Origin of the sequence: Mycolicibacter kumamotonensis (assembly GCF_002086285.1) — a bacterium.
In the GTDB taxonomy this organism is placed as follows: domain Bacteria; phylum Actinomycetota; class Actinomycetes; order Mycobacteriales; family Mycobacteriaceae; genus Mycobacterium; species Mycobacterium kumamotonense.
This window is the reverse complement of sequence record NZ_MVHU01000002.1, coordinates 19,546-45,067: the sequence shown is the minus strand read 5'-3', so window position 1 is coordinate 45,067 and position 25,522 is coordinate 19,546. Positions and strand designations below refer to the sequence as shown.

The 25,522-nt window shown below is 68.8% G+C and carries 26 protein-coding genes; 11 read left to right on the top strand and 15 right to left on the bottom strand.

The window, feature by feature from the left end; translation table 11 throughout:
- Nucleotides 1-66: 66 nt before the first annotated feature.
- Nucleotides 67-1,827: a glycoside hydrolase family 15 protein gene (locus BST28_RS01670; protein WP_083079770.1), complete on the top strand. Its 1,761-nt coding sequence runs from the start codon at nucleotides 67-69 to the stop codon at nucleotides 1,825-1,827.
- Here BST28_RS01670 and BST28_RS01665 read toward each other — a convergent pair.
- Nucleotides 1,817-2,995: an alcohol dehydrogenase catalytic domain-containing protein gene (locus BST28_RS01665; RefSeq protein WP_083079606.1), complete on the bottom strand. Its 1,179-nt coding sequence runs from the start codon at nucleotides 2,993-2,995 to the stop codon at nucleotides 1,817-1,819. The two genes, BST28_RS01670 and BST28_RS01665, sit on opposite strands and share 11 nt — an antisense overlap.
- Nucleotides 2,996-3,146: 151 nt before the next feature.
- On the opposite strand from BST28_RS01665, the gene BST28_RS01660 reads away from it, so the two are divergent.
- A complete protein-coding gene (locus tag BST28_RS01660; RefSeq protein WP_019735706.1) occupies nucleotides 3,147-4,037 on the top strand; it encodes a manganese catalase family protein in 891 nt (296 codons plus the stop codon).
- Nucleotides 4,038-4,053: 16 nt separating this feature from the next.
- Complete coding sequence (locus BST28_RS23945; RefSeq protein ID WP_019735707.1) at nucleotides 4,054-4,206, top strand: hypothetical protein; 153 nt, start codon at nucleotides 4,054-4,056, stop codon at nucleotides 4,204-4,206.
- A gap of 36 nt (nucleotides 4,207-4,242) precedes the next feature.
- Here the strand turns inward: BST28_RS23945 and BST28_RS01655 are convergent, their stop codons facing one another.
- On the bottom strand, nucleotides 4,243-4,827 hold the full coding sequence (locus tag BST28_RS01655) for a hemerythrin domain-containing protein (RefSeq protein WP_029248911.1): 585 nt from the start codon (nucleotides 4,825-4,827) through the stop codon (nucleotides 4,243-4,245).
- 122 nt (nucleotides 4,828-4,949) lie between these two features.
- Here BST28_RS01655 and BST28_RS01650 point away from each other — a divergent pair, with 122 nt between their 5' ends.
- Both BST28_RS01650 and BST28_RS01645 read left to right on the top strand, forming a co-directional pair.
- On the top strand, nucleotides 4,950-6,458 hold the full coding sequence (locus BST28_RS01650) for an FAD-dependent oxidoreductase (protein WP_083079604.1): 1,509 nt from the start codon (nucleotides 4,950-4,952) through the stop codon (nucleotides 6,456-6,458).
- A 59-nt stretch (nucleotides 6,459-6,517) separates the two neighbouring features.
- Complete coding sequence (locus BST28_RS01645) at nucleotides 6,518-6,721, top strand: DUF2795 domain-containing protein (protein ID WP_019735710.1); 204 nt, start codon at nucleotides 6,518-6,520, stop codon at nucleotides 6,719-6,721.
- An 11-nt stretch (nucleotides 6,722-6,732) separates the two neighbouring features.
- Here the strand turns inward: BST28_RS01645 and BST28_RS01640 are convergent, their stop codons facing one another.
- The 4 genes from BST28_RS01640 to BST28_RS01625 form a co-directional block, all read right to left on the bottom strand.
- Entirely contained in the window at nucleotides 6,733-7,521 is a 789-nt protein-coding gene (locus tag BST28_RS01640; RefSeq protein WP_019735711.1) for an RNA polymerase sigma factor SigF, read from the bottom strand.
- Nucleotides 7,518-7,955, bottom strand: coding sequence for an ATP-binding protein (locus BST28_RS01635; RefSeq protein WP_019735712.1), 438 nt, complete (start codon nucleotides 7,953-7,955; stop codon nucleotides 7,518-7,520). The genes BST28_RS01640 and BST28_RS01635 overlap by 4 nt, the downstream gene beginning before the upstream one ends.
- 202 nt (nucleotides 7,956-8,157) lie before the next feature.
- Nucleotides 8,158-8,469 (bottom strand): protein UsfY, encoded by a 312-nt coding sequence (gene usfY, locus BST28_RS01630; RefSeq protein ID WP_019735713.1) that lies wholly within the window; start codon nucleotides 8,467-8,469, stop codon nucleotides 8,158-8,160.
- A gap of 178 nt (nucleotides 8,470-8,647) precedes the next feature.
- Nucleotides 8,648-9,022, bottom strand: a complete 375-nt coding sequence (locus BST28_RS01625) for a hypothetical protein (RefSeq protein WP_019735714.1) — start codon at nucleotides 9,020-9,022, stop codon at nucleotides 8,648-8,650.
- A gap of 140 nt (nucleotides 9,023-9,162) precedes the next feature.
- Here BST28_RS01625 and mbp1 point away from each other — a divergent pair, with 140 nt between their 5' ends.
- The 3 genes from mbp1 (at nucleotide 9,163) to BST28_RS01610 (ending at nucleotide 10,560) form a co-directional block, all read left to right on the top strand.
- Nucleotides 9,163-9,402: a microaggregate-binding protein 1 gene (mbp1, locus tag BST28_RS01620; RefSeq protein ID WP_019735715.1), complete on the top strand. Its 240-nt coding sequence runs from the start codon at nucleotides 9,163-9,165 to the stop codon at nucleotides 9,400-9,402.
- Nucleotides 9,403-9,528: 126 nt separating this feature from the next.
- Nucleotides 9,529-10,203: a winged helix-turn-helix domain-containing protein gene (locus tag BST28_RS01615; protein WP_019735716.1), complete on the top strand. Its 675-nt coding sequence runs from the start codon at nucleotides 9,529-9,531 to the stop codon at nucleotides 10,201-10,203.
- A gap of 42 nt (nucleotides 10,204-10,245) precedes the next feature.
- A complete protein-coding gene (locus BST28_RS01610) occupies nucleotides 10,246-10,560 on the top strand; it encodes a hypothetical protein (RefSeq protein WP_019735717.1) in 315 nt (104 codons plus the stop codon).
- Nucleotides 10,561-10,577: 17 nt separating this feature from the next.
- Here BST28_RS01610 and BST28_RS01605 read toward each other — a convergent pair whose 3' ends face one another.
- Both BST28_RS01605 and BST28_RS01600 read right to left on the bottom strand, forming a co-directional pair.
- Nucleotides 10,578-10,907 carry a hemophore-related protein gene (locus tag BST28_RS01605; RefSeq protein ID WP_019735718.1) on the bottom strand — a complete coding sequence of 110 codons (330 nt, stop codon included), beginning with the start codon at nucleotides 10,905-10,907 and terminating at the stop codon, nucleotides 10,578-10,580.
- Nucleotides 10,907-11,296 carry a hypothetical protein gene (locus BST28_RS01600; protein WP_019735719.1) on the bottom strand — a complete coding sequence of 130 codons (390 nt, stop codon included), beginning with the start codon at nucleotides 11,294-11,296 and terminating at the stop codon, nucleotides 10,907-10,909. The genes BST28_RS01605 and BST28_RS01600 overlap by 1 nt, the downstream gene beginning before the upstream one ends.
- Nucleotides 11,297-11,400: 104 nt before the next feature.
- On the opposite strand from BST28_RS01600, the gene BST28_RS01595 reads away from it, so the two are divergent.
- Together BST28_RS01595 and nei2 are read left to right on the top strand one after the other, a co-directional pair.
- On the top strand, nucleotides 11,401-15,873 hold the full coding sequence (locus BST28_RS01595; protein WP_083079602.1) for an ATP-dependent helicase: 4,473 nt from the start codon (nucleotides 11,401-11,403) through the stop codon (nucleotides 15,871-15,873).
- Complete coding sequence (nei2, locus tag BST28_RS01590) at nucleotides 15,873-16,622, top strand: endonuclease VIII Nei2 (RefSeq protein WP_083079600.1); 750 nt, start codon at nucleotides 15,873-15,875, stop codon at nucleotides 16,620-16,622. The genes BST28_RS01595 and nei2 overlap by 1 nt, the downstream gene beginning before the upstream one ends.
- 16 nt (nucleotides 16,623-16,638) lie before the next feature.
- Here nei2 and BST28_RS23940 read toward each other — a convergent pair whose 3' ends face one another.
- The 6 genes from BST28_RS23940 to BST28_RS01560 all read right to left on the bottom strand — a co-directional run bounded on the left by BST28_RS23940 (nucleotide 16,639) and on the right by BST28_RS01560 (nucleotide 23,929).
- Entirely contained in the window at nucleotides 16,639-17,073 is a 435-nt protein-coding gene (locus BST28_RS23940) for a hypothetical protein (protein WP_029248913.1), read from the bottom strand.
- 50 nt (nucleotides 17,074-17,123) lie between these two features.
- Nucleotides 17,124-18,005, bottom strand: coding sequence for a pseudouridine synthase (locus BST28_RS01580; RefSeq protein WP_083079769.1), 882 nt, complete (start codon nucleotides 18,003-18,005; stop codon nucleotides 17,124-17,126).
- A 97-nt stretch (nucleotides 18,006-18,102) separates the two neighbouring features.
- Complete coding sequence (locus BST28_RS01575) at nucleotides 18,103-19,005, bottom strand: hypothetical protein (protein ID WP_133054277.1); 903 nt, start codon at nucleotides 19,003-19,005, stop codon at nucleotides 18,103-18,105.
- Between the two features lie 497 nt (nucleotides 19,006-19,502).
- Entirely contained in the window at nucleotides 19,503-20,567 is a 1,065-nt protein-coding gene (locus BST28_RS01570) for a hypothetical protein (protein WP_165758035.1), read from the bottom strand.
- 158 nt (nucleotides 20,568-20,725) lie between these two features.
- The gene (glpD, locus tag BST28_RS01565; protein ID WP_083079594.1) at nucleotides 20,726-22,438 is read right to left on the bottom strand and encodes a glycerol-3-phosphate dehydrogenase; all 1,713 of its coding nucleotides are present in this window, start codon (nucleotides 22,436-22,438) and stop codon (nucleotides 20,726-20,728) included.
- Between the two features lie 66 nt (nucleotides 22,439-22,504).
- A complete protein-coding gene (locus BST28_RS01560; RefSeq protein ID WP_083079592.1) occupies nucleotides 22,505-23,929 on the bottom strand; it encodes an NAD(P)H-quinone dehydrogenase in 1,425 nt (474 codons plus the stop codon).
- Between the two features lie 42 nt (nucleotides 23,930-23,971).
- On the opposite strand from BST28_RS01560, the gene BST28_RS01555 reads away from it, so the two are divergent.
- Nucleotides 23,972-24,463 carry a gamma-glutamylcyclotransferase family protein gene (locus tag BST28_RS01555; RefSeq protein WP_019735230.1) on the top strand — a complete coding sequence of 164 codons (492 nt, stop codon included), beginning with the start codon at nucleotides 23,972-23,974 and terminating at the stop codon, nucleotides 24,461-24,463.
- A 108-nt stretch (nucleotides 24,464-24,571) separates the two neighbouring features.
- Here BST28_RS01555 and BST28_RS01550 read toward each other — a convergent pair whose 3' ends face one another.
- The gene (locus BST28_RS01550; RefSeq protein WP_065289190.1) at nucleotides 24,572-25,456 is read right to left on the bottom strand and encodes a type IV toxin-antitoxin system AbiEi family antitoxin; all 885 of its coding nucleotides are present in this window, start codon (nucleotides 25,454-25,456) and stop codon (nucleotides 24,572-24,574) included.
- Between the last annotated feature and the right edge of the window lie 66 nt (nucleotides 25,457-25,522).

Below are 25,522 nucleotides of genomic sequence, written 5' to 3'. Positions count from 1 at the left end.
CGGCACGCCCGGGGGGATTCCTACCCCGGTGACTATCCGGCCCCGGCCGGGGGTATGCACCCGGACATGGACGCCTGCCACTCGCTGCTGCAACGGTATCCCCCGCAGGTACTGCGTCAGTACGCGCTGATCGCCGACGGTGAGCGTGGGATCGTGGTCGGGCCCCGCGGGGACTTCTGCTGGATGTGTCTGCCCCGCTGGGACAGCCCGGCGGTGTTCAGTTCACTGCTGGGCGGCGCCGGACTGTACGCCGTCACCCCGCAACGACGCTATGTGTGGGGCGGCCACTACGAGGAACGGTCGTTGATCTGGCGGTCCCGCTGGGTCACCACCGACGGGATCGTCGAGTGCCGCGAGGCGCTGGCCTTTCCCGGCGACCCGGACACCGCGGTGGTGCTGCGCCGCATCCGAGCGCTCGACCAGCCGGTGCGGATGCAGGTCGCGCTGGACGTTCGGGCCGATTTCGGCGCCACCGAGATGTCGAAGTTGTCGTGCACCGACGGGATTTGGACCGGACGATCCGGGCCGCACCGGTTCCGGTGGGCCGGAGGCGGCGACGCTCAGCGCGCCGCCGACGGTTCGCTGCGCGTGAGCATCGACGTGGTTCCCGGCCGCGATCACGATCTGGTACTGGAGTTATCCGATCGCGAGCTGACATCCGAGCCGGTTCACGCCGCCGACACCTGGTTCGCCACCGAAAGCGCGTGGACGCGAACGGTCCCGGAGCTCACCGGCACCGTGGCCGACGTCGACGCGCAGCAGGCCTACGCGGTGCTGCGCGGCTTGACCAGCAGCGGCGGCGGGATGGTTGCCGCCGCGACGATGTCGCTGCCGGAACGGGCCGAGGCCGGGCGCAATTTCGACTACCGCTACTGCTGGATCCGCGACCAGTGCTACACCGGGCAGGCGATCGCCGTCGCAGGACCCCATCCGTTGCTCGATGACGCCGTCCGGTTCGTCACCGAGCGGGTGCTCACCGACGGGCCCGACCTGCGGCCGGCCTACTGCGTCGACGCCACCGCGCCACCGCCGGAACAGGATCTGTCGCTGCCCGGCTACCCGGGCGCGGCGGCCAAAACCGGCAACTGGGTACGCGACCAGTTCCAGCTGGACAGTTTCGGGGAGGCGCTGCTGCTGCTGGCCGCCGCGGCCCGGCTGGACCGGTTGGACGGCACCCATTGGCGTGCGGTACACACCCTGGTGGCGGCGATCGAAAAGCGTTGCGGCGACGCTGACGCCGGGGTGTGGGAGCTTGACAACCACCGCTGGGCGCATTCGCGGTTGATGTGTGCGGCGGGTCTGCGCCAGATCGCCGGGACGGCGTCCCTTCGCGAGGGCGCCCACTGGCAGCAACTGGCCGACAAGCTGGTTAGCGACACCAGCAGCGACTGCCTACACCCCGACGGCAGGTGGCAGCGTGCACCGGATGATTCTCGGGTGGACACCGCCCTGCTGCTGCCCGGTGTGCGCGGAGCCGTCCCCGGCGACGATGCCCGTACGCTGGCCACGCTGGCCGCGGTGCGCGCTGATTTGACCCGGGACGGCTTCGTCTACCGCTACCGGCCCGACCAACGCCCGCTCGGTGAAGCCGAGGGCGCGTTTCTGCTGTGCAACTTCGTGATGGCGCTGGCCGATCACCAGCAGGGCGACGATCTTGCGGCGCTGCAGTGGTTCGAGCGGGGCCGCACCGCGTGCGGCCCGCCGGGACTGCTCACCGAGGAGTACGACGTGGGCCAGCGCCAGTTGCGCGGCAACCTGCCGCAGGCGTTCGCGCACGCGCTGCTGTTCGAATCGGCGCACCGGCTGGCCGGCGCTGTCACGGCTTGAGCAGGATTTTCACCGCGCCGTCGCGCTTCTCCTGAAATATCTCGTAGGCGTGCGGAGCCTGCTCCAGCGGCAGTTCGTGGGTGGCGAAGGTGTCGACACCCAGCGGGTCGTCGTCGGTCAGCAGCGCCATCATCCGGTCGACCCGCGGTTTGACGTTGGCCTGCCCCATCCTCAGCTGAATCTGCTTGTCGAACAAGGTGAACATCGGCAACGGGTCCAGTTTGCCGCCGTAGACGCCGACGATCGACACCGTGCCGCCGCGGCGCACGACGTCGATAGCGGAGTACAGCGCGGCGAGCCGGTCGATTCCGGCCTTGCTGATCAACGGGCCGGCGACGGCGTCCGGCAGCAGGGAGCTGAGCTGCTGCACGGCCTTGGCGCCGCCGGAGCCGTGCGCCTCCATGCCGACGGCGTCGATCACCGCGTCGGTTCCCCGCTCGTCGGTGCGGTCACGGATCGCCTCGCCGAGGTCGGATACCTCACGCAGGTCGATGGTTTCGATCCCCCGCCGAGACAGCCGACCCAGCCGCTCAGGCACCAGGTCTACGCCGATCACCCGGGCTCCCTGATGAGCGGCGATGCGGGCCGCCATGTCGCCGATCGGCCCGAGTCCCAGCACGGTCACCGACCCGCCATCGGGTATCGCGGCATAGTCCACCGCCTGCATCGCGGTCGGCAGCACGTCGGACAGGTACACGAACCGCGAATCCGGCGGCCCCTCCGGCACTTTGATGTGGGTGAACTGCGCCTGGGGCACCCGAAGGTACTGTGCCTGCGCGCCCGGAACCTGGCCGTAGAGCTTGGAATAGCCGAACAGCGCGGCACCGGTGTCCTGCTCGCGCACCCGGGTGGTGTCGCACTGGGTCGGCAGGCCCTGGCGGCACATCCAGCAGTGCCCGCATGCGATCTGGAACGGGATGACCACCCGGTCACCCACCTTGAGGTTGCTGACCCCGCGACCGACCTCCTGGACGACACCGATCGGTTCGTGGCCCATGATGTCGCCGGAATCCATGAACGCACCGAGCACCTCGTAGAGGTGCAGATCGGATCCGCAGATGTTGGTGGTCGTCACCTCGATCACCGCGTCGGTCGGCTTCTCGATCACCGGATCCGGGACGGTGTCGACTTGGACATTGCGCTTGCCCTGCCATGTGACTGCCCGCATCGGATCGCCTCCGTCGTCTCTTGAGAACACCGCCCGGCTACCCGCCCGGATTGCGGCGCAAACGCGCGCCGATCACCCCGCCGCTCAGGTTTGGCGGCGGTGCATTCGGGTACGCCGCGGAAACAGATCCACCGCCGTGTAGGGAGCCGCCATGTTCGTCCACAACAAAGAGATGCAGTTCGAGATCCGGGTCGAGCGGCCGGATCCGCGCTTCGCCAACCTGCTTCAGGAGCAGTTCGGTGGTGAGAACGGCGAACTGAAGGCGGCGATGCAGTATTTCACCCAGGCGTTCCTGCTGCGTCGCAAGAACCCGAAGATGTACGACCTGTTCATGGACATCGCCACCGAGGAGCTCAGTCACCTCGAGATGGTGGGTTCGTTGATCACCTTGTTGCTCGACGGCCTCAACGACGACCTGAAGAATGCCAACGAGCGCTGCGACTGGATGCCGGCGGTCGCCAACGGCGACGGTCGCGATCAGATCATCCACCAGGTTGCGCTCAACCCGCTGCACTTCATTGAGACCGGCGGCGGTCCGCACGTGAGCAACGCCGCGGGCACCCCGTTCACCGGCGCCTACATCAACGCCAACGGCGACCCCTCGGTGGACCTGCGCAGCAATCTCGGCGCCGAGTCCCGGGCCAAGGTCGTCTACGAATACCTCAAGCAGTTCACCGACGACCCCGGAGTGCAGGACACCCTGACCTTCCTGATGACGCGTGAGGTCACCCACTTCCAGCAGTTCACCGCCGCCCTCAACGAGCTGCCGGTCAACTTCCCACCCGGGCAGGCACCGGGCGACGAGCGGTTCCAGAACGTGGCGTTCAACATGTCCGAGGGCGAGACCAGCCGGGGTCCCTGGAACCAGGGGCAGGGGCCCTGGCCGAAGGGCATCGAGTGGGAGTACGTCAAGAGCCCGACCCGGGATTGGCTCGGCGGTTCCGTACGGCAGAACCGCGGTCCCCAGGACAACCCCGACGGTAGCCCCGCCGTACAGTCCGAGAAGCCGTTCGCGCACGAACAGCACAGCGCCACGGGGTAATTGGAAGGCCGCAGCGATGACACGACGCGGTGACGAGCGCCCGGATCACGCGAAGGACCTGGAGGACACCGTCGACCGGCTCGACGAGAAGGTCGCCAAGGAGCACGATTACGAGACCCCGGCCCGTGAGAGCCCCCGGCACGGGTCACCGGACGAACCGCCGGACTAGGCGCTCGGCCGGCCGCGACGGTCAGCTCTTGGACGGTCAGCTCTTGGGGGCATCGGGCGGGTTGTCCGCCGTCCGGCCGCTCAGGTGGTCGCGCAGATGGTCGACGGCGCCAACGGCCACGCCCAGGGTGTTCTGGGCCAACCCGCCGGAGGGGGCGTTGGGGTGCGGCCGGGTCGGGGCGATCTTCTTGGCGGTTTGCAGTTTGTCGCCCAACTGCTCGAGGTCGTGGATGCTGACCGCCGTTTGGAATCGCGGCCACACCACGTTCTGCTCGTAGTCGATGTGCTCACGGGCCGCCGCGATGAATTCGTCCAGCGCCCGGTGATACTCGGGCTCGCCGGGGTGGCCGTCCTCGAGCTGCTGCAGGAGCGCCTTGCCGGCTTCCTCCTGGCCGATGGCGTGGTCCGCCAAGGCGTCGCCGTCGTCGAGCGCTGCCCGGACCGCGGGCCAGAACAGTTGTTCCTCGATCGCCTCGTGTTGCGACTCGGCGATCACCAGATTGGTGACCATGGTCGCCAAGCCGCTCACGTGGTCACCGTCGCCCCGCGGCGCGCCGTCGAGTACTTCCAGCATGCCCAGCACACTTTCGTGGTCGGCACGAAGAAAGGTCAATGCGTCCATCGGTTTCCCTCCCGGATCAGCTCGGCATTCGACCGATCGCATACCCATCGCGTCGCGGCCGAAACCCACCGTGGTGGCGCCGGGCACGTTTCACCGGCGCGGTACCGGGTAACTGATCGACCATGACGTCGTTGTGGCTCGCTGACAGGATCGCGACATCGCCGGCTTCGGCCACCGTGGAGGATCTGCCCGCGTTCGCCGATGTGGTGGTGGCGGGCGCCGGTATCACCGGATTGATGACCGCGGTTCTGCTGGCGCGAGCGGGCCGGGAAGTGCTGGTGCTAGAGGGCCGGACCGTCGGTTCCTGCGCAACCGGTAACACCACCGGCAAGATCAGCCTGCTGCAGGGCACCCAGCTGTCGCGATTAACGGCCAAGCACGGGAAGCACATGGCGGGTGCATACCTGGACGGCAACCGTGCCGGGCAGGACTGGCTGCTGTCGTTCTGTGCGGCAAGCGGTGTCGCGGTGCAGCGCGAGGACGCCTACACCTTCGCCCAGTCCGAGCAGGGCGTGCGGGCGGCGCGCGCCGAATTCGACGTGTGCCGCGCGGTGGATCTGCCGGTGACCTGGGAGGCGCGGGCCGACGTGCCGTTTCCCTATCACGGCGGGGTGCGGCTGGGCGAGCAGGCGCAGTTCGATCCGATGCAGTTCCTCGACGCGCTGCGCGCCGAGTTTCTCGCCATCGGCGGACAGCTGGTGGAACACGCTCGGGTGCAACGTGTCTCCGGCGGCCGAGATGGATTGAGGTTGCAGGTCGACGGTCCGCGAGTGCGCGGCGAACTGCAGGCCAACCGACTGGTGCTGGCCACCGGCATCCCGGTCCTGGACCGTGGCGGATTCTTCGCCCGGGTCAAGCCCAACCGCTCGTACTGCATGGCGTTCGACGTGCCCGGCGAGATCACCCGCGCGATGATGATCTCCACCGACTCGCCGACCCGATCGCTGCGCTACGCCCTGTCAGACGGCTCCGAGGTGCTGGTCGTCGGCGGGGCGGGACACATCGTCGGTCGCGCCAAGCACGCAGGCGATGCGCTGGCCGAACTGGAGTCGTGGACGCTGCGGCATTTCCCGGATGCGACCCGTACCCACCTGTGGTCGGCGCAGGACTACGCTCCCGCCGACGAGCTTCCCTATGTCGGGCCGATCCTTCCCGACAGCGACACCATCTGCGTGGCAACGGGTTTCAATAAATGGGGCATGACCAACGGGGCGGCCGCAGCGCTGGCGTTGTCGGGCCGGCTGCTGGGCAGGCGTCCGGAATGGGACCGGGCGTTCGCCAGTTGGAGCACCCACGAGCTGCGCGGCCTGTCCACCGCGATAACGGCCAATCTGGAGGTCGGATTCAATCTCGCAAAGGGGTGGATCGCCCCGACCGCCCGCATCGGCCGACAGGGTCTGGGGCACGACGCCGCCGGTGTGGTCAGCGGACCGCCGTGGCACCTGCAGGCCCAATGCCGGGTGAACGGCGTCGAACACCGGGTCTCGCCGGTCTGCCCGCACCTCGGCGGCATCGTCAACTGGAACGACGCCGACCGGGCCTGGGAGTGCCCGTTGCACGGGTCGCGTTTCGCCCCCGACGGCACGCTTCTGGAAGGCCCCGCCACCCGCGGCCTGACCGCGGGTGACTGATGAGGCCGGCGATGTGCGGCGGGTGTTTCCGGCCCGGGATCGCCGGGTACTGCGCAGATATGGCGTTTCATGTGACCCACGTTCAGATGTGCCTCAAGGGTTTCGACTACCCGGGCACAGCGGCGGAACTCGCCGAGCACGCCCAAAGCAACGGGGCCGACCCGAGGCTGGTGGACACCCTGCGGGCGTTGAAGAGGGAGAGCTTCGACGGGCTGGACGAGGTGATGTCATCGCTGTCGGCTCAGAACGTACTGGGTGGGTGAGCCGCCGCCGGCTACTCCAGCTGATCGCGTAGTTTGGCCAGTGATTTGGCCAGCAGGCGCGAAACGTGCATCTGCGAGATGCCCACCCGCTCGGCGATCTGGGTCTGAGTCATCGACTCGAAAAATCGCAGTATCAACACGGTGCGTTCCCGTTCCGGCAGTGCGTTGAGCAAGGGCCGTAACGCTTCTCGATCCTCGATCCGGTCCATCCCGGCGTCGATGTCGCCCAGGGTGTCGGCGATCGAGCGGACGTCATCCTCATCCGAGCTGCCGCCGCTGTCGATGGACAGGGTGTTGTAGGAGCTGCCCGCGACCAGCCCTTCGACGACCTCGTCACGACTCAGCTCCAGATCACGGGCGAGTTCCGAGGCGGTCGGCGCCCGGCCCAGCGTCTGCGACAGGTCCGCGGTGGCGGCCCCGAGCCGCAGGTGCAGCTCCTTGAGCCGTCGGGGCACCTTGACCGACCAGCTGTTGTCCCGGAAATGGCGGCGGACCTCGCCCATGATCGTCGGGACGGCGAACGAGACGAAATCCGACCCGGTCTCGACGTCGAACCGTGTCACGGCGTTGACCAGACCCACCCGCGCGACCTGAACCAGGTCGTCGCGCAGCTCGCCGCGGCCCTCGAACCGGCGGGCGATGTGGTCGGCCAGCGGCAGGCACCGCTCGACGATCTTGTCTTTGCGATTCCGGAAATCGGCGGAGTCCGGCTCGTATTGAGCCAGCTCACGAAACATGTCCCCGACGTCGGAATACTCCGAGCCTGATTGGGAGCCGCTCCCGGCGGCGCGCGGGGTCACCGCCTGGATTCCGCCCGCCGGGTCGTCAACGTCACACCGAAGACCTCACCCGCGCCGTCGGATTCGGGGCCGACGCGGAAGGTTTGCACGTCATCCACCAGCGAGGTGAGCACATGCCAGCTGAAGCTGCCCGGCGTCAGCACCTCGACTCCGTCACCGGCCGCCGAGGCCTCGATCGCGATGTCGTCGTCGTTCGGGTCGATGACGACTTTCAGCGTCGCGTTCGGGGCAGCGCAACGGATCAACTGGGTACACAGCTCGTCGATCGCCAGCCGGAGATCGGCCACCGTATCGACGTCGAGGTCCTCGTAGGTCGCGATCGCGCCGACGAGCATGCGCACCACCGCCAGATTCTCCAGCCGTGGCGCGACCCGCAATTCGACGGCACGCTCGCTACACGACCGTGAGGTCCGGTCGCTGTGGATGTCAGTCATAGAGCCTCCCGGCGATGTCGGACCGAGATTACCGCTGCGAACCGATGGACCATTCACGCAGTCATCACCGCATGGTCGGCCGCCCAGAGGTTAGTCACGGGAGGTCTGTACCCGGTTATCGGTCAACTCAACCATCGATTTATCGCGCAGCGACACAACGGCCCGGCCGGATGACCGGCCGGACCGTCTGGGGTTCGGAAAATCAACTGGTCGAATGCTGCCGATGCAACTCCGGGTGCGCCAGGTGCCACTGCCTGTTCACCCTGCCGATCCGCCGGTGCTCGATCAGCAGCCACAACGCGCCCAGCACGCCGGCCAGCACCGCGAAGGCGGCGACCGCCGCGCCCTGACGGTCGTGGCCGGTGGCGAACGCGGTGAGGCAGCCGGCCCCGGCGACCATGCTCACCACCAGCAGGGTGTAGCCCGGCCAGCCCATGACGTCGATCACGGCACGGCCGGCATGCGGCCGGGTCGTCCGGACATGGTCAACGGGGTCATGAAACGTGTCGCCCATGGCGTCTTCCTTTCTGCTTCGTCCGGCCAATCCGGAGGTCGCGCGGAGAGTCCCGTCCGTTGTGTGGCGAACCCGAGCGCTACCAAAAACTATCGTAGTTCGATGTGATCTAAATAACGTCCGTGTTTCAGGATGTTCACAGCTATACCGCAGTGAAGCCGACGCAAAGGGCGTCTGATCAGGACATACCGCTGATCGGCCCAGCGCTCATAATCAGGACGAGAAGCATCAATGACAGCAGAAACCAGCCGGCGCCCTGCCACCCCCACCAGGTGCCACGCGCTCGCCACACCCGGTAGGTACGCAGGAATGCGCGCACCCCGCCGGCGGCGAAGATCACCGGCGCACCCGCGGCGAGCAGGGCCCGGTACGGCCTGCCACACGCCACGGTTTCGGCGGCCGGTTCACACGAGCTGGTCCACCACGCCGCCAACAAGACGAACGCCACCCCGACCGCGGTAATCACCCCGGCGAACCTGATCGCCGAGCGGACCTCTTCATCTTCCTGACCCAACCGGTCGCCACCGGGGCGCGGTTGCACGCGGCGTTCCATTCCTCCACCGTCCGCGCTGATCGGCTCTGCGTCAAGACGATTCGACGTTTGGGCCGCCGACCGGCCGGGAAGCCTTGCGGGTGTGGCGGGCCGACCGAGCATCTGGGCCTGTCGCATCCACGAAATCAGGGAGGGATTTTATGTCAGACGACAAGAAGAGCGGCCCCGAAGAAGGCATCCGCGGCACGATCGAGGGTGTCAAAGGCAAGGCCAAGGAAGCCGTCGGCACTGTGATCGGCAACGACGAGATGGCTCGCGAGGGCGAGGCACAGCAGGACAAGGGTGAAGCGCAGCGCGACGCCGCCAAGCGTGAGGCCGAGGCCGAATCGGCCCGGGCCGGCGCGGAAGCGGCCGAGGCGCGCCAACAGTCCCACCAGTAGCCCGATGGAAGATAGGCCCGGCCCGCGGCGCGGGCCGGGTCTATCGCTAGGCGGTTATTCACGCCCGGTAGCGGGTAATAGTGCCTTGAAAGGCACCGAGGAATTTCCGAGGGCGGGAGCCAGGCGATGGACATTCTGTTACTGACCGACCGGGACGAGTTCGAACAGTCCCTGTCGGTCCTACGCGTCTTCGGGCATTCGGTTGTCCGCGCTCCACTGGCCATCACCGCCCCGGCCGACTGCCACAGCGCCACAGCGGTGCTGGTGGACGGTTGCACCGATCTGACGATCTCGCGTGAAACCTGCCGGCGGCTGTGCACCTGGCTACCGTCGGCCGCGGTGGTTGCGGTGGTGAGCGCCGAAGACTTCGCCGCGGTCGACCTCGACTGGCAGGTCGACGATGTTCTGGTCGCCACCGCGGGGCCTGCCGAGGCGCATGCGCGACTGCGCTTGGCGCTGGCCCGCCGCCGTGGATCAATCCACACCACACTGCAATTCGGCGACCTCGTCATCCACCCGGACAGCTACACCGCGTCCCTGTCGAACCGCGAACTCGACCTCACCCTCACCGAGTTCAAGCTGCTCAACCATCTGGTGCGGCACGCGGGCCAGGCGTTCACCCGCACCAGGCTGCTGCGTGAGGTCTGGGGTGGCGGAGGCAGCCGTCGCAAGGTCGACGTCCACGTACAGCGGTTGCGCGCCAAACTCGGCCCCGAACACGAGTCGATCGTCGACACGGTCCGCGGCGTCGGATACATGACACCGGAGTCGCCTCAACCGCAATGGGCGATCGCCAACTGAGCCGATCGCGGACCTCGGAAACCGAACGAGAGCGCCAAGCACATGACCGATCAGCCCGAAGTCGATCCCGCCACCGACACCACCGATGACGACACGCTGCCGGCCAGCGAGGCCACCGACTCCGACGAGCTTCGCAATGACGACGGGGATGCGACCGTCACGCCACCGGAGAGCTGGCAGCCGGGCGGCGCGGCGATCAACGAGTCACGGGATGACAAGCTGGCCGCCGAGCAACCCGACACCGGGGCACCCCCAGGATCGGACGAGGCGGACCGGGCGATCACCGGCGGCCGACACCGCGCTCAAGTCTCCGGCAGCCCCGAAGACGGCGACTCGTTCTACAACGTCGAGGAGTGAGCGTCGAGGACGCCGGCTCAGTAGTAATCGCAACCGTTGGCCAGCGGGCCCCACAGCGCGACGTACTCGGGAGCCTCGGGGGTGCTCTCTGCCTGTTCGACCAGCTGCTGACGCTGCAGGGGCGGCGCGGCCAGAAAGTTCTGCAGCCAGGACTGCGCCGCCGGCGTCGCGTAGAACTGCTCGGCGATCCCCGGTGACTGATCGGTCATCGCCGACACCACCTGGGAGTAGCTGCAGGTCGTGTTGACCGCCTCCTGCGGATCGGCGGATGCCACCACCAGACCGGCGGTGAGCCCAAGGGTCGCGCATCCGGCGGCGGCGGCGGTCAGTTGCACGAACCGGGGCATCAAAACACCGCGACCAGGACCAGCAGGTCGGCTACCAACAGGACCCAGCCGCACGCCCAGACCGCGATCCCGCGCCGGCGTGTCGTCGCGAAGAAGAAGGCAAGGAACAGCGTCACCGCCGCAACACCGGCCGCCCCGTGGTAGAGCAGGCCGAACAGCGAGGCGTTGACCCTCGGCGCCGGGCAGCCCGCGGTGCTGCACAACGCGGTGCCCGCCACCCTGGACAGCGCGAACGCCATCAACAACACCGCGCCCGGCGCGGTCAGCAGCGACAACGTCCAGTTGATCCACGTCCAGTCGCGCGCGGGCGCCTCCGGAGGCGACGGCGCCGGTGCCACGTCGGCGAAAATCGGCCGTGCCGTCCGGGCCCTGTCGTCCAAAACGGTCATGCCGCCCCCCTTCACCGGTGCCCCGAACGACGGAATACCCGGCTGCGACCGGCACAAAACCGCACCACCCGGCAGCGCGGCCGCGAAGTTGGCACGATGGCGGGGTGAGCCGAGAACCCGCCACCCCGCTGGCCCGGTTCTCCGCGCTGACCCAGGACTGGTTCACCGGCACCTTCACCGCGCCCACCACGGCCCAGGAGCAGGCCTGGTCGGCGATCGCCGACGGACACAACACGCTGGTGGTCGCCCCCACCGGGTCCGGCAAGACGCTGGCGGCGTTCCTGTGGGCCCTGGACCGGCTGGCCGCGGAGCCGGACCCGCCCTCGGGTGGCACCCGGGTGCTGTACGTGTCTCCGCTCAAGGCGCTGGCCGTCGACGTCGAACGCAACCTGCGCACCCCCCTGGCCGGCATCGGCCGCATCGCTGCGCACCGTGGCCTGCCCGCCCCGGCCATCACCGTCGGGGTGCGTTCCGGCGACACCTCCGCGGCGCGGCGCCGTGAACTCATCGCCAAGCCCCCCGACATCCTGATCACCACCCCCGAGTCACTGTTTTTGATGCTGACGTCGGCGGCGCGGGAGACCCTGACCGGGGTACAGACGGTGATCGTCGACGAAGTGCACGCGGTGGCGGGCACCAAGCGCGGCAGCCACCTGGCGTTGTCGCTGGAGCGCCTCGACGCTCGACTGGCCCGGCCCGCGCAGCGCATCGGGCTGAGCGCCACCGTGCGTCCCGCCGAAGAGGTGGCCCGTTTTCTGTCCGGTCAGTCCCCGACCCGGATCGTGGCGCCGCCGGCGGCCAAGACGTTCGAGTTGACGGTGCAGGTGCCGGTGCCCGACATGGCCAGTCCCGCCGAGGGCACCATCTGGCCTCAGGTCGAGGAGCGCGTAGTCGACCTGATCGAGGCGCATCACTCTTCGATCGTGTTCGCCAACTCGCGGCGCCTGGCCGAGCGATTGACCGCGCGTCTCAACGAGATTCACGCCGAGCGCTGTGATGACCCGGCCTCGCCGGCACCGTTGGCGCGAGCCCATCACGGGTCGGTGTCCAAGGAGACCCGTGCCGCGGTCGAGGAAGACCTCAAAAGCGGGCGGCTGCGGGCGGTGGTGGCGACCTCGAGCCTGGAATTGGGCATCGACATGGGCGCCGTCGACCTGGTCATTCAGATCGAGGCGCCGCCGTCGGTGGCCAGCGGACTGCAGCGCATCGGGCGGGCCGGACATCAGGTCGGGGAGATCTCCCGGGGGGTGGTCATTCCCAAGCACCGCACCGATCTGATCGGCTGCGCGAACGCGGTGCAGCGGATGCTGGCCGGTCAGATCGAGACGTTGACGGTGCCGGCCAATCCGCTGGACATTCTGGCCCAGCACACGGTGGCCGCGGCTGCACTGGAGCCGCTGGACGCCGAGGCCTGGTTCGACACGGTGCGGCGCAGCGCCCCGTTCGCGACGTTGCCCCGCAGCGTATTCGAGGCGACGCTGGATCTGCTCTCCGGAAAATACCCGTCGACCGAGTTCGCCGAGCTGCGGCCCCGGCTGGTCTACGACCGCGACTCCGGCACCCTGACCGGCCGGCCCGGCGCCCAGCGGCTGGCCGTCACCTCCGGCGGCGCCATCCCGGATCGCGGCTTGTTCGCGGTGTATCTGGCCGGGACATCCAAACCGTCGCGGGTGGGCGAACTCGACGAGGAGATGGTCTACGAGTCGCGGCCCGGCGATGTGATCTCGCTGGGCGCCACCAGCTGGCGGATCACCGAGATCACCCACGACCGGGTGCTGGTGGCCCCGGCCCCCGGCCAGCCCGGCAGGCTGCCGTTCTGGCACGGCGACGGCGTCGGGCGACCGGCCGAACTCGGCGCCGCGCTGGGGAAGTTCACCGGCGAGTTGGCCGGACTCGACCGCGCGGAACTCGACAAACGCTGCGCCGGTTTGGGTTTCGATGACTACGCCACCGACAATCTGTGGCGGCTGCTCGATGACCAACGCACCGCCACCGGAAGGGTTCCCACCGACACCACGCTGCTGGTGGAGCGGTTCCGCGACGAGCTCGGCGACTGGCGGGTGGTGCTGCACTCGCCCTACGGCCTGCGGGTGCACGGGCCGCTGGCACTGGCGGTGGGCCGGCGGCTGCGCGACCGCTACGGCATCGACGAGAAACCGACCGCCTCCGACGACGGCATCGTGGTGCGACTGCCCGACGCCGACGCAGACGCAGCCTCCGAGGCACCCGGAGCGGACCTGTTCGTCTTCGACGCCGGGGAGATCGAGCCGATCGTCACCGCCGAGGTGGGCGGCTCGGCACTGTTCGCCAGCCGGTTCCGCGAATGCGCGGCCCGGGCGCTGCTGTTGCCGCGACGGCACCCGGGCCGCCGCACACCGTTGTGGCAGCAACGCCAGCGGGCCGCCCAATTGCTGGACGTGGCGCGCAGATACCCCGCATTCCCGATAGTGCTGGAGACCGTGCGCGAATGCCTGCAGGACGTCTACGACGTCCCGGCACTGACCGACCTGATGGCGCGGATCGCGCAGCGCCGGGTGCAGGTGGCGCAGGTCGAGACGGCCACCCCGTCACCGTTCGCGGCGTCGTTGTTGTTCGGCTACGTCGGGGCGTTCATCTACGAGGGCGACAGCCCGTTGGCCGAGCGCCGCGCGGCGGCGCTGGCGCTGGATCCCACGCTGCTGGCACAACTGCTGGGCCGGGTGGAGCTGCGCGAGTTGCTCGATCCCGCCGTCGTCACCGCCACCACCCGCCAGTTGCAGCACCTGACCCCGGAGAAGGCCGCCCGCGACGCCGAGGGGGTCGCGGATCTGCTGCGGCTGCTGGGCCCGCTCACCGTCGAGGAGATCGCGCAGCGCGCGGGCACACCCGACGGCACCGTGGATGTGAGCGGTTGGCTGGAGCATCTGCTCGCCGACCGGCGGGTGCTGACGGTGTCGTTCGCCGGGCGCAGCTGGTGGATCGCCATCGAGGACATCGGCCGGCTGCGCGACGGCATCGGGGTGGCGGTGCCGCCCGGGGTGCCGGCCGGTTTCACCGAGCCGGTCGCCGACCCACTGAGTGAACTGCTGGGCCGCTTCGCCCGCACCCACGGACCGTTCACCACCGGGCAGGCCGCCGAGCGATTCGGGCTGGGTCCCCGAGTGGCCGCTGATGCGCTGGGACGGCTGGCCGCCGACGGACGCGTGGTGCGCGGGGAGTTCGCGGACTTCCCGGACTCCCCGGGCGAGCAGTGGTGCGACGCCGAGGTGCTGCGGATTCTGCGGCGCCGGTCGCTGGCCGCGCTGCGTTCGGCGATCGAACCGGTGTCCCCGACCGCCTACGCGCGTTTCCTGCCGGACTGGCAACAGATAGGCGCAGCATCCGGACTCGACGGGCTGGCCGGGGTGATCGAGCAGCTGGCGGGCGTGCCGCTGCCGGCCTCGGCGGTCGAGCCGCTGATACTGGGAACGCGCGTGCGTGACTACTCCCCGGCCATGCTCGACGAACTGCTGGCCTCCGGTGAGGTGCTGTGGGCCGGTGCGGGCGCCCCGGCCGGCAGCGCTTTGGCCGCCGACGGCTGGATCACCTTCCACACCGCCGATTCGGCGCCGTTGACCTTGACTCCCGGCGCCCCGATCGAATTCGGCGACACCCACCGCAGGATCCTGGACCTGCTCGACGGTGGCGGCGCGTTCTTCTTCCGTCAGCTCTGCGGTGAAGGCGGCGAAGCGGACTCGACAGCGCTGAAAACCGCCCTGTGGGAATTGATCTGGGCGGGATGGGTCACCGGTGACACCTTCGCCCCGGTGCGGGCGGTGCTGACCGGAACCCGGCGCGGAACCCCCGCGCACCGAACCAAGCGCCCGCCTCGGCTGAGCCGCTTTCACGTCGCCCACGCCTCCACCCGAGCCGCCGACCCGACCGTGGCCGGGCGTTGGTCGAGGCTGCTTGCACCGGAACAGGATTCCACGATGCGCGGGCATCACACCGCCGAGCTGCTGTTGCACCGCTACGGGGTATTGACCCGCGGCGCGGTGGCCGCCGAAGCGGTGCCGGGCGGATTCGGCACCCTCTACAAGGTGCTGACGGCGTTCGAGGAAGCCGGGCGCTGCCAGCGGGGTTACTTCATCGAATCATTGGGCGCGGCCCAGTTCGCCCTCGCCTCGACCGTGGACCGACTGCGCGGGTACCTCGATGGTGTCGACCCGGCCCGCCCGGAGTACCACGCGGTGGCCCTGGCCGCCGCCGACCCGGCCAACCCGTACGGGGCGGCTCTGAGTTGGCCGGCCCATCCCGGCACCGCCCGCCCGGGCCGCAAGGCGGGAGCGCTGGTGGTGATCGTCGACGGAGCGCTGGTGTGGTTCCTCGAGCGCGGCGGCCGGTCGCTGCTGAACTTCGCCACGGACACCGATGCCGCCGAGGCCCAGCGCGCCGCCGCCGGAGCGCTGGCCGGGCTGATCGCCGACCGCCGGGTCGACGGGATTCTCCTCGAGCGGGTGGACGGCACCGCTGTGCTGGAGCTTCACGATTCGCCGACGCTGGCCGCGTTGACCGAGGCCGGGTTCTCCCGCACCCCACGGGGATTGCGACTGCGCTGATGCCCGAGGGTGACACCGTCTTTCACACCGCCGCCGTGCTTGACGACGCTCTGAGGGGAAAGACCTTGACCCGCTGCGACATCCGGGTCCCCCGCTATGCGACGGTCGACCTGACCGGTCAGCGGGTGGATGAGGTGATCAGCCGCGGCAAGCATTTGTTCATCCGCGCCGGGCGGGCCAGTATCCACTCGCATCTGAAGATGGAGGGCAGCTGGCGGATCACCCGCGGCCCGCTCGACCATCGGGTGCGAATCTGCTTGGAGGCAGGCCCCGTTCGCGCCCTGGGCATCGACCTGGGCGTACTGGAGGTGCTGGACCGCGACCGCGACGGCGAGGCCGTCGCGCATCTGGGTCCGGATCTGCTCGGCGCCGACTGGGATCCCGACATCGCGCTCGCCAACCTGGTGGCCGGTCCCCACCGTCCGCTGGCGGCGGCACTGCTGGATCAGACCGTGCTGGCCGGCATCGGCAACGTCTACTGCAACGAACTGTGCTTCGTCGTCGGTCGATTGCCGACCACCCCGGTGGCGGCGCTGGCGGATCCGGCCCGCTTGGTGGCTCGAGCGCACGACATGCTGTGGGCCAACCGGCTGCGGTGGACCCGCTGCACCACCGGCGATACCCGCCGGGGCCGTCAGCTGTGGGTGTACGGCCGGGCCGGGCAGCCGTGCCGGCGCTGCGGCACCCCGCTGGAATGCGACCGCGGCGGTGAGCGCGTCAGCTACTGGTGCGGGTCGTGTCAGCGGTGAGTTCGCCGGTTGCCGATCACGGCCACCCGCCGCAACCCACACCGGGCACGCAGCCCCCGCCTCCGCCGGGACCGCCCCAGCCGGTCGGGCCGCCCGGAATCTGACCGCCACCACCACCGGGCCCACCACTACCGGTCGGGCCGCCCGGTATCTGGCCGCCACCACCACCGGGCCCGCCACCACCGGTCGGGCCACCCGGAATCTCACCGCCACCACCGCCGGGCCCACCACCGCCGGTGGGGCCGCCGGGAATCTCACCACCGCCGCCGGGGCCGCCGGGCTCGCCGGGTGCCGGCTCCAGCGGCGTGGTCTCCATCGTGGTGGTCGTGGTCTCGGTCGTGGTGGTCGTGGTGCTGGTCGGAGCTTCTTCTTTGGTACCGCTGCAACCCGCTGCGACCAGCGCCGCTGCGCTGCCGAGCACCGCGATCGCCATCCTGCCGTGTGCCTTCATCAGAATCAGGCTCCCCTCTGCTCTGTCGTGCCTTGCTGTACCCGGCACGCTCAGCGCTGAAACGCGCGGCCGCTGACGAAGCAGCGCCGCCGTCCGGTGAACGGGTCCTCGAACTCGAGCCGGTGGGCCAGCAGGCACAGCGGGGTGGAGAAGTCGTCCGCGGCGACCTCGACGACCCGCGGGTACAGCGGATCACCGTCGATGGGCAGTCCGAGCGAGGCCAGGTGCACCCGCAACTGATGGGTCCGCCCGGTGCGCGGGGTCAGCCGATAGCAGCCACTGTTGGGTGGGTCCAGCGCTTCGACCAGCGTCTCGGCATTGGGCTCGCCGGGTTCCTCACAAGCCTGCAGGCAGCCGCGCCGTTTGACGATCCGGCTGCGCACCAGCCGGGGAAACTCCCCGGTCGGCGGCGCCGACGAGCGGGCCAGGTATTGCTTGCGCACCGCGCCGCGGGCGAACAGCGTCTGATAGGGCCCGCGCAGCTCGCGCCGGGTGGTGAACAGCAAGACCCCGGCGGTGAGGCGGTCCAGGCGGTGCGCCGGGCTCAACTCGGGCAGCCCCAGCTCACGTCGCAAACGCACCAGTGCGGTCTGGGCCACGTGGCGGCCCCTGGGCATGGTCGCCAGAAAGTGCGGCTTGTCGACCACCACCAGGTCGTCGTCGCGGTGCAGCACCGGGATGTCGAACGGTACCGGAACCTCATCGGGCAGCTCCCGGTACCAGAAGATGTGGGCACCGGCCGGCAGCACCGTCGTCTCGTCGACCACTGCGCCGTCGGCGGTCAGCACCTCGCCGGCGGCGACCTTGGCCGCCGCCGCGGCGCCGAATCGGTCGCGCAACTCGGCGGCCACCGGCCCGCCGTGCAGCCGCAGGCGGGCCGGGCCCAGGCCGTCACGCACCGGCAACGGGGCGGGACGTCGGTGAGACGCCATGGTCATCAGTATGACGAGCACCCGTGAAACGACACATCGGCCACAACCGTCGGGGGTTGTGGCCGATGCGTCCCCTAGTCGCGGTGAACTACTCCGCTCAGCCGAGACCCAGCATGCTGAAGATGCCCAGGTCGCCCAGGAAATCGGTCAGCGTGGTGGCGTCGGTCACCGGGTCGGCACCCACGCCGAGCAGGCTGGTCAGCAGGGCGCCCAGCGTCTCATCGCCCAGGATGCCCGTGCCGTCGGGGTCGATGATCGTTCCGCCGACGGTCATGTTGTCCAGGAACTGGTCCCAAGGCGTGCTGCCGTCGATGCCGAACAGGCCACCGAGAGTCGCGTCGCCCAGCGTCTGTCCGTTACCGATCACCAGGCTGTCCAGCGTGGTGTCGCTGTCGATGCCCAGCATGTCGCTGAGCAGCTCGGCCACCGTGAGGTTCGGCGACAGGTCGAGGAACGGCAGGTCCAGCAGGCCGACGTACGGCCCGAGACCGAGGGCGGTCAGCACGTCGCCGATGCTCTCGTTGGCGCCGGTACCGCCGATGAAGGTACCGATCAGGGCGTCGATCGGCACCTCACCGAGCGCGGCGGTGGCGCCGCCGCCGATGGGGATCTGCACGTCGGCCAGCAGCGAACTGATATCGCTGGAGAACAGGTTGTTGGTGACGTCGTCGAGCGTCAGGCCGTCCGGGTTCAGCGTGGCCAGCAGGGCGGCGAGGGTTGAGCTGGTGCTGATGTCCTCGCCGAACAGGCCCAGCACCTGACCCATCGTGCCGAACTCGAGGGTGTCCAGCAGGGTCTGCAGGCTCTCGGTGAAGGTCGGGAAGGCGTTCAGCGTCACCTCGTGCTGGACCGACGCGGAAAGGCCGGCGGTGACCGTCGGAGCAACGGCCGCGCCGCCAAACACAACCGCACCGGCTAATGCGGTTCCGGCGGCGAATACTCCGGCTTTCGCTACGAAACCGCGTGGCGCCATCGGCGTATCAATTGAAGCAGTGGACATGTATCAGGCCCCCTTCAGGGATCAAACAAAATCGCGTTGTGGTTTCAACAACGAGCATTAACTTATTAGGTACTCAGGCTGGTGTCAACTGGATCGCAGAGTTCTTGCGTGTGCGTCAGCAATCGAAATTCGCAGGAATCTCCCAGCTCACACTCCTAATCGGCGAAGCCCTGGGGCGGGAGAACCGAATGTCGCACCGTGTCACATGTCGATGTGCGATAACAGTTCGCTCAGCATTTTCTAGGTATTGCAGACTGCCGGAACGCCTTGAAACCAACGCAATGCCGAACGAGCATTAACATCCGGCGATAACGGTCCGATGGTATGAAATTTACGGTGTCCAAATACTGTCCAATACCGACCCACGAGCGAAATACGCACCGTGCCGTTAGCAAATTGCTAGCAAAGCAAGCAGTCTTGTTTTTTCGGGCGCTGTGACGAAGACAACACCGCACCCGGCGAGGGGTCCGGGTGCGGTGCTGTGAGGGGGTTAGCTGCTACCAGTTCAGCAGGCCGAAGGCCTCCAGGATGTCGGTGATAGGCGTGTCCCCGGTGATGGCCAGGGTGCTGTCATCGGGCAGGAAGCTGCTGAGCAGGGTGCCCAGGGTCTGCTCGCCCCACGTTTCGCCGGAGGGGTCCAACAGCGTCCCGCCGAACGGGAAGTTGGAGACGTACTCGTCCCAGGTCTGGCCCGGCGTCAGGTTGAACAGCAAGCCCAGGGTTGCGTTATCCATGGTCGTGCTGTCGGTGTCGCTGACGGGCAGTGTGTGCAGGTACTCGCCGAGGGTGTAGCCGCTGTCCGGCACGACGGTAGTGGTGCCGCCAAATGGGTTGAGCGTATCTGCGTGCTGGGTGACGTCCGTGGTGGGAACCGTCACTATCGCACTCAGCCAGTCGACCAGCGAGCTGTTGAGCGTCAGATCGGGGTGGGTGTCGATGCTAAGGAGGCCGCCGCAGGTCAGCGTGCAGTTGAGAACATTCAAGTTCTCCAGCCCGAGCGCGCTGATCAGGCTCCAGTACTGGCTGAGCATCGAGCCCAGCCCTACCGCGTCGGCCAGGTCGGTCAGCGAATGCTCGCCGGCGCCGTCGCCCAGCACGAGATCGATCAGGTCACCGAGGTCGAGGTTGCCGATCGGCACGCCGTCGACCAGGAACAGGCTGCCCTGACCCAGCAGGGAGTCGACCGTCGAGCTGTACAGCGGCTCGGTCAGCGAGATCCCGAACATGTTGGTCAGCCCGTTCAAGGTGACGCCCTCGGGGTTGAGTGCGGCCAGGAAGCCCGAGACCGGCGAGTCGACGGTGAAGGTGCCGAACCCGCTCAGCACCGCGTTGAGGTCGCCCATCCCCATGTCGTCGAGCAGGGTCTGCAGACTCTCGGCGAACGTCGGGAAATCCACCAGCGCCACATTGTGTTGCACCGCGGCGAACGGCGCACCGGAGAGCTGGGGCCCGACCGTCGCGACGCCGATCAGGCCGGCGCCGGCAAGAACGGTCGCGGCCGCCAGCGTGCCGCCTTTGATCGCCAGCGCGTGCGGGCGCGCCACCCCCGAAAGATCCGACATGGACCACCTTCCCCAGTACCCGGATCCCCCATGTGATCCAGCTGATGGGCAGAAAGTAATGGCCCTAACAAATAACTGTCAAACATATGTTAATGATTATTTCAGACTAAACGCATGGATTTTTCAGGGACAACATCCCTCCAGTAATGAAATCCAGTTCATGGAAGCGGAATCGGCTCCAGAATCTCGGTCCTGGCTTCGGGCGCCCTCGCGCGCAACGCGTCCGCAGAGGCGTCGTCGGGCTGTTCCTGCGACAGGATCTCCGCCTCCACCCGGGCGGTGTAGTTGGCCACTTCCGCCTCGACGGCGGCGTCGTCCCAGCCGAGCACCGGAGCCATCACCTCGGCGACCTCGCGGGCGCAGTTCACCCCGCGGTGGGCGTATTCGATGGAGATCCGGGTCCGCCGGGCCAGCACGTCCTCCAGGTGCAAAGCGCCCTCGGCGGCCACGGCGTAGGCGACTTCCACCTTGAGATAGGTGGGCGCCTCAGCGATCGGGTCCAACAGATCCGGACTGCCGTCGGCCAGCGCCAGCACGTCGTGGATCAGTGAGCCGTAACGGTCCAGCAGGTGGCGCACTCGGTAGGGGTGCAGGTCCTGTTCCGCCCCGACGTGCTCGGTCTGGTTGACCAGCGCGAAGTAACCGTCGGCGCCCAGCAGCGGCACCTTCTCGGTGATCGAGGGCGCCACCCGGGTAGGGATGTACTCGGCGGCGGCGTCGATCGCGTCGGCGGCCATCACCCGGTAGGTGGTGTACTTGCCGCCGGCGATGGCCACCAGGCCCGGCGCCGGCACGGCCACCGCGTGCTCACGCGACAGCTTGGAGGTGTCGTCGTTCTCCCCGGCCAGCAGCGGCCGCAGCCCGGCGTAGACACCCTCGATGTCGGCGTGGCTCAGCGGGGTGGCCAGCGCGGTGTTGACGTTGGTCAGCAGATAGTCGATGTCGGCCTTGGTGGCGGCCGGGTGAGCCAGGTCCAGGTTCCAGTCGGTGTCGGTGGTGCCGATGATCCAGTGCGTGCCCCACGGGATGACGAACAGCACCGACTTCTCGGTGCGCAGGATGATCGCCGCCTCGCTGACGATCCGGTCGCGCGGCACCACGATGTGCACACCCTTGGAGGCCCGGACGTGGAAGCGGCCGCGCTGGCGCGACAGCGCCTGGATCTCATCGGTCCACACCCCGGTGGCGTTGACCACGACATGGCCGTGCACTTCGGTGGTCGCGCCGTCCTCGGAGTCGCGGACGGCCACCCCGGTCACCCGGTCGCCTTCGCGTTTCAGCGCCACCACCTGAGTCGAGGTGCGGATGACGGCCCCGTAGTGCGCCGCGGTACGGCCGACGGTCAGGGTGTGCCGGGCGTCGTCGACGACGGTGTCGTAGTAGCGGATACCGCCGATCAGCGCGCTGCGCTTGAGCCCCGGGCATAGCCGCAGCGCGCCGGCGCGGGTCAGATGACGTTGCGCGGGAACAGATTTGGCTCCACCGAGCTGGTCGTAGAGGAAGATCCCGGCGGCCACGTACGGCCGCTCCCACCAGCGCTGGGTCAGCGGGTAGAGAAACGGCAACGGTTTGACCAGGTGCGGCGCCAGCGTGGTCAGCGACAACTCGCGTTCGTGCAGCGCTTCGCGCACCAGGCCGAACTCCAGTTGCTCGAGATACCGCAGCCCGCCGTGGAACATCTTCGAGCTTCGGCTCGAGGTGCCGGCGGCGAAGTCCCGGGCCTCGACGAGCGCCACCTTGAGGCCACGGGTGGCGGCGTCGAGCGCGCACCCGGTGCCCACCACGCCCCCGCCGATCACCACCACGTCGAACTGCTCGGTACCGAGGCGTTCCCAGGCTTGTGCTCGTTGGTCAGGTCCCAGCGTGCTCACGACTGCCAGGCTACGTGGCGGGGGTCGGCTGCCGGGGTGTGACACCGGCCTCACGGCTTCGGAACTTCAGTCCAGATCGTCGTGCGTCATCAACCGGCGGCCGGCCTCGGTGAGCGAGCCCGACAGCGACGGGTACACCGCCAGCGTCTGCGCCAGGTCGGACACGGTGATGCGGTTCTGCACCGCCAGCGCGATCGGCAGGATCAGCTCGGAGGCGATCGGGGCCACCACCACCCCGCCGATCACCACCCCGGTGGCCGGCCGGCAGAACAACTTGAGGAAACCGTGCCGCATCCGGCTCATCTTGGCCCGGGCGTTGGTCTGCAACGGCAGCATGACGGTGCGCGCGGGCACCGTGCCGTCGTCGATCTGGGACTGCGGGACCCCGACCGCGGCGATCTCGGGCCGGGTGAACACCGCCGCTGCCACCGTGCGCAGCCGGATCGGGGTCACCGCTTCCCCCAGGGCGTGATACATCGCGATCCGGCCCTGCATGGCCGCCACCGAGGCCAGTGGTAGCAGGCCGGTGCAGTCCCCGGCGGCGTAGATCCCGGAAACCGACGTCCGCGACACCCGGTCCACCGGCAGATAGTTGCCGGGCCCGAGTTCGATACCGACCCGCTCCAGGCCCAGCCCGGAGGTGTTGGGCACCGAGCCGACCGTCATCAGCGCGTGGCTGCCGGTCACGGTGCGCCCGTCGGTCATGGTGACCAGCACTCCGTCGCCGTCGCGGGTCACCGAGGCGGCCCGGGCGTTTTTGACCAGGGTGACGCCGCGCTCGGCGAACGAGCGCTCCAGCACCCGGGCCGCGTCGGGGTCCTCGTGCGGCAGCACCCGGTCGCGGCTGGCCACCACCGTCACCTTCACGCCGAGTTCGGTGTAGGCGTTGACGAACTCCGCGCCGGTCACCCCGGAGCCCACCACCACCAGGTGCTCGGGCAGCGTGCGCAGGTCGTAGAGCTGGCGCCAGGTCAGGATCCGCTCGCCGTCAGGCTCGGCGTGGGCCAGGGTGCGCGGACTGGCGCCGGTGGCGATCAGCACCACGTCGGCGTCGAGCACGCGCTGCGCGCCGTCGTGCTCGGTGACCTGAATCCGGTGGTGCGCTAGGCCCGGCTCGGGGTCGATCAGCTCGCCCCGGCCGGCGATGACGTCGATGCCGGTGTTGACCAGTTGGGTGCGGATGTCGGCGGACTGCGCCGCGGCCAGTGCCTTGACCCGCTCGTGAATCTGCTCCAGTTCGATCTCGGCGTCGGTGAAGTGGATGTCGAAGCCCAGGCCGGGGGCCCGCCGCAACTCGGTGCGCACCCCGGACGAGGCGATGAACGTTTTGGACGGCACGCAGTCCCACAACACGCAGGCACCGCCGATGCCGTCGGAGTCGACCACGGTGACCGCCACCGCCTCCGGGCCTTTGGCCGCCGCTACCAGCGCGGCCTCATAGCCGGCCGGGCCGCCGCCGATGATCACGATGCGCGTCGAGGCAGATGTCACAGCGACCAACTTATCGCCGACGCTGCGTTTAAGCTTTCTGCCGTGCCGCTCTACGCCGCCTACGGGTCGAACATGCATCCCGAGCAGATGCTGCAGCGGGCACCGCACTCCCCGATGACCGGCACCGGCTGGATCCACGGCTGGCGGCTGACGTTCGCCGGCGAGGACATCGGCTGGGAGGGCGCGCTGGCGACCGTGGTCGAGGACCCGGGGTCGAGCGTGTTCGTCGTCCTCTACGACGTGACCCCCGAGGACGAGAAGAATATGGACCGCTGGGAGGGTTCAGACTTCGGAATCCACAAGAAGATCCGCTGCCGGGTGGACCGGGTGGACGGGATCACATCGGATCCCGACGACCGGGCCCCCGAGCCGGTGCTGGCCTGGCTGTATGTGGTGGACGCCTGGGAGGGCGGGCTGCCCTCGGCGCGCTACCTGGGCGTGGTCGCCGAGGCCGCCCAGATCGCCGGTGCGCCAGAGGAATACGTGCGCAACCTGCAAACCCGCCCGGCCCGCAACATCGGCCCGGGGAGCTAACGCCCCTCTCCTTGTCGCGAGCGTGCGTGTTAGCCCGGCGACACGCCGCAAAATCTGTACATCTGTGCACCCTCGCGAGGGTCTTAGCGGGGGCTCGGACGTGGCCGGTCAGGCGGCCGCGCGCGCCAGATGCGTCTCAATGCGGCGGATGGTCTGCCAGGGCCGGCGCCGGACGTCGTCGGCGATGATCGGAATGACCACCCAGCCCACCTCCTGCAACGCGGCGCGCCGCTGACGTTCGTAGGCGAACGCCTCCGGTCCCTCATGCCAGACCACGCCGTCGTATTCGACCGCGAGCCGCTGCTCGGGCCAGGCGAAATCGACCCGCCAGGTCCGATGATCGCGATCCACGATCGGGTACTGCAGAACCGGCAACGGCAGACCGCCGTCGATCATCATCAGCCGCGACTCGCTCTCCATCTCCGAATCCGCCCGCGAGTCGGCGAGCGGCAGCAGATCACGCACCGCCACGATGCCGCGCCGGCCGGCCTGGCGGAGGGCCGCCCGCTGCAGCTCACCGCGGGTGCAGGTGCCGCTGCGCAGCGCGGCGTCCAGCGTCGCCAACGCCCTTGGCCGGCGCAAGGAGCGGGCCACCTCGATCGCGGTCCACGCCGGCGCGGTCGCCGGCCGGCCGTCGACTTCGCTCAGTGGTGCGCCCTCGCGCCGGTGCACCACCAATCCGTCGGCCGACCGCAGTTGGTGGCCTGTCGGATTGAGGACGTGCAGATCGACCGGCTCCTCGGTGTCGAAGCCGTACGCCGCGGCCGCGGTCCCCAAACAGACCGCGACCGTGGTACCCGTCGCAAGATCCAGGCCACGCAGCTGCAGCTCGGCGCTCAGCTCCCTGTCACTGTAGATGCCGTACCAAATCTTTTGCAGTGGACCATGTTTGAGCTCCGATTCGAGGCCGCGGCGAGTGAGGAAGGTCAACGCCTGGGCAGACGTCACCACCCCACCCTGACGATCGAGCAGTTGACGCAGGCGCAGGTCCATGCCGCAGATCGTCGGCGCGAAACACCAACGCGGCCTTACGCACCAGGCCCCGGGGGCGCGAAATTG

What these genes read in the sequence shown, in the direction of transcription:
- BST28_RS01600 (WP_019735719.1), bottom strand. Translation starts at nt 11,296, where the DNA reads ATGACCGTTTTGGACGACAGGGCCCGGACGGCACGGCCGATTTTCGCC.
- BST28_RS01615 (WP_019735716.1), top strand. Translation starts at nt 9,529, where the DNA reads ATGGACATTCTGTTACTGACCGACCGGGACGAGTTCGAACAGTCCCTG.
- BST28_RS01625 (WP_019735714.1), bottom strand. Translation starts at nt 9,022, where the DNA reads ATGGAACGCCGCGTGCAACCGCGCCCCGGTGGCGACCGGTTGGGTCAG.
- BST28_RS01660 (WP_019735706.1), top strand. Translation starts at nt 3,147, where the DNA reads ATGTTCGTCCACAACAAAGAGATGCAGTTCGAGATCCGGGTCGAGCGG.
- BST28_RS01570 (WP_165758035.1), bottom strand. Translation starts at nt 20,567, where the DNA reads ATGTCGGATCTTTCGGGGGTGGCGCGCCCGCACGCGCTGGCGATCAAA.
- BST28_RS01645 (WP_019735710.1), top strand. Translation starts at nt 6,518, where the DNA reads ATGGCGTTTCATGTGACCCACGTTCAGATGTGCCTCAAGGGTTTCGAC.
- BST28_RS01635 (WP_019735712.1), bottom strand. Translation starts at nt 7,955, where the DNA reads ATGACTGACATCCACAGCGACCGGACCTCACGGTCGTGTAGCGAGCGT.
- BST28_RS01605 (WP_019735718.1), bottom strand. Translation starts at nt 10,907, where the DNA reads ATGCCCCGGTTCGTGCAACTGACCGCCGCCGCCGCCGGATGCGCGACC.
- BST28_RS23940 (WP_029248913.1), bottom strand. Translation starts at nt 17,073, where the DNA reads ATGAAGGCACACGGCAGGATGGCGATCGCGGTGCTCGGCAGCGCAGCG.
- BST28_RS01610 (WP_019735717.1), top strand. Translation starts at nt 10,246, where the DNA reads ATGACCGATCAGCCCGAAGTCGATCCCGCCACCGACACCACCGATGAC.
- BST28_RS01665 (WP_083079606.1), bottom strand. Translation starts at nt 2,995, where the DNA reads ATGCGGGCAGTCACATGGCAGGGCAAGCGCAATGTCCAAGTCGACACC.
- BST28_RS01655 (WP_029248911.1), bottom strand. Translation starts at nt 4,827, where the DNA reads ATGGACGCATTGACCTTTCTTCGTGCCGACCACGAAAGTGTGCTGGGC.
- nei2 (WP_083079600.1), top strand. Translation starts at nt 15,873, where the DNA reads ATGCCCGAGGGTGACACCGTCTTTCACACCGCCGCCGTGCTTGACGAC.
- BST28_RS01650 (WP_083079604.1), top strand. Translation starts at nt 4,950, where the DNA reads ATGACGTCGTTGTGGCTCGCTGACAGGATCGCGACATCGCCGGCTTCG.
- BST28_RS01575 (WP_133054277.1), bottom strand. Translation starts at nt 19,005, where the DNA reads ATGTCCACTGCTTCAATTGATACGCCGATGGCGCCACGCGGTTTCGTA.
- BST28_RS01670 (WP_083079770.1), top strand. Translation starts at nt 67, where the DNA reads ATGGACGCCTGCCACTCGCTGCTGCAACGGTATCCCCCGCAGGTACTG.
- BST28_RS23945 (WP_019735707.1), top strand. Translation starts at nt 4,054, where the DNA reads ATGACACGACGCGGTGACGAGCGCCCGGATCACGCGAAGGACCTGGAG.
- BST28_RS01550 (WP_065289190.1), bottom strand. Translation starts at nt 25,456, where the DNA reads ATGGACCTGCGCCTGCGTCAACTGCTCGATCGTCAGGGTGGGGTGGTG.
- BST28_RS01580 (WP_083079769.1), bottom strand. Translation starts at nt 18,005, where the DNA reads ATGGCGTCTCACCGACGTCCCGCCCCGTTGCCGGTGCGTGACGGCCTG.
- mbp1 (WP_019735715.1), top strand. Translation starts at nt 9,163, where the DNA reads ATGTCAGACGACAAGAAGAGCGGCCCCGAAGAAGGCATCCGCGGCACG.
- usfY (WP_019735713.1), bottom strand. Translation starts at nt 8,469, where the DNA reads ATGGGCGACACGTTTCATGACCCCGTTGACCATGTCCGGACGACCCGG.